Source organism: Thermogemmatispora sp. (assembly GCF_042408735.1).
Taxonomy (GTDB): domain Bacteria; phylum Chloroflexota; class Ktedonobacteria; order Ktedonobacterales; family Ktedonobacteraceae; genus Thermogemmatispora.
Map to the genome: position 1 here is coordinate 1 of NZ_JBHOQV010000147.1, position 1,347 is coordinate 1,347.

1 protein-coding gene and 1 pseudogene are annotated in these 1,347 nt (G+C 66.7%); both read right to left on the minus strand.

Translation table 11 applies throughout. The features are described from left to right. On the minus strand, positions 1 to 849 hold an 849-nt coding region (locus ACFMO7_RS16270; RefSeq protein WP_376796542.1), incomplete at its 3' end, for a WD40 repeat domain-containing protein. Between the two features lie 173 nt (positions 850 to 1,022). After that, positions 1,023 to 1,347 (minus strand): annotated as a pseudogene (locus ACFMO7_RS16275) (hypothetical protein); the annotation flags it as partial.

A 1,347-nucleotide genomic window follows, 5' to 3' on the forward strand; every position in this document is an offset into this window, starting at 1 on the left:
CCAGAGGGAGAGGGAGCCGTTGGAGTCGCCGGAGGCGAGCAGGGAGCCGTCGGGGGACCAGGCGAGGGAGGAGATGGAGCGAGAGTGAGAGAGTCGGAGGAGGAGCTGACCGGAGTGGGGGTTCCAGAGGGAGAGGGAGCCATCGTTGGAGGAGGAGGCGAGGAGGGAGCCGTCGGGGGACCAGGCGAGGGAGGAGATGGAGCGAGGGTGAGAGAGCCGGAGGAGGAGCTGGCCGGAGCGAGGGTTCCAGAGGGAGAGGGAGCCATCGTCGGAGGAGGAGGCGAGGAGGGAGCCGTCGGGGGACCAGGCGAGAGCGGAAGGAGCGCCGACGTGGTCGCGGAGGCGCAGGAGCAGTTGGCCGGTGGAGACCTGCCAGAGGAAGATGGCTCCGTAAGGATAATCGAGGTCGCAGTAGGCGGCGAGGAGGGAGCCGTCAGGGGACCAGGCGCAGGTTGCGATGCTGGAGGTAGGATCGGGAAGAGGGAGGCGCTCAAGGAAGAGGCCGTGGCGGGGGTCCTGCAGGAGAAGGGCGGTTGAAGTGTCACAGGCGAGGATGGTTCCGTCTGGAGAGAGGGCGAGGGGAGTGCTGTGTAGACGCAGCAGGAGCTGGCCGGTATGAGCGTCCCAGACTTCGGAGCTAGAGAGGAGGAGGGAGCCGTCGGGGGACCAGGTGAGCCAGTCGGTCGAAGGGGTGGGCCAGGAGCGCAGCAGGGAGCCGGAGGCAGGGTCCCAGAGCTGAAGCTGCTGAGGGAGGTGGCTGACGGCGAGCCGAGAGCCATCGGGAGACCAGGCGCAGGCGGTGACGCCGCGAGCCTGCTGGTGGTGGTAGCGCAACACAGGTTGGATCATGCGACAGCCTCCTTCTTCCTTCAAACAAAGTGTGAAGACTGATCGGGGAAGTGAGATGGAAACATGGGAGCAGGCCTGGCCCTGGCGGAAGAGAGCTGCTTGTCGAGCAGCAAGGGAGCCGTCAGGCTGGGGAAGAGGATAGCAGAGTGGAGGGGAACCTGTCAAGGGGGGGCTCAGGAGGAGGGGGAAGAGGGAGAGAGGAGGGAGCCGACAGGCCAGAGGTTGACAGAGAAGTCGACGGAGGAGGCGAGCAGGGAGCCATCGGGAGACCAGGCGCGGGGGGCTGCAAGAGGGAGCTGGAGGAGGAGCTGGCCGGTGAGGACGGAGCGGATCTCGAGGGATTGGGGGCCGCGGAAGGCGAGCAGGGAGCCGTCAGGAGACCAGACCAGGGAGTCGGAGAAGAAGGCGCGCCAGCAGTGCAGGAGGCGTTCGGAGGAAGGATCCCAGACGTGGATGAGGTAGGCGCCTACGCCGAGGGAGAGGTTTTCGGAGGAGGAG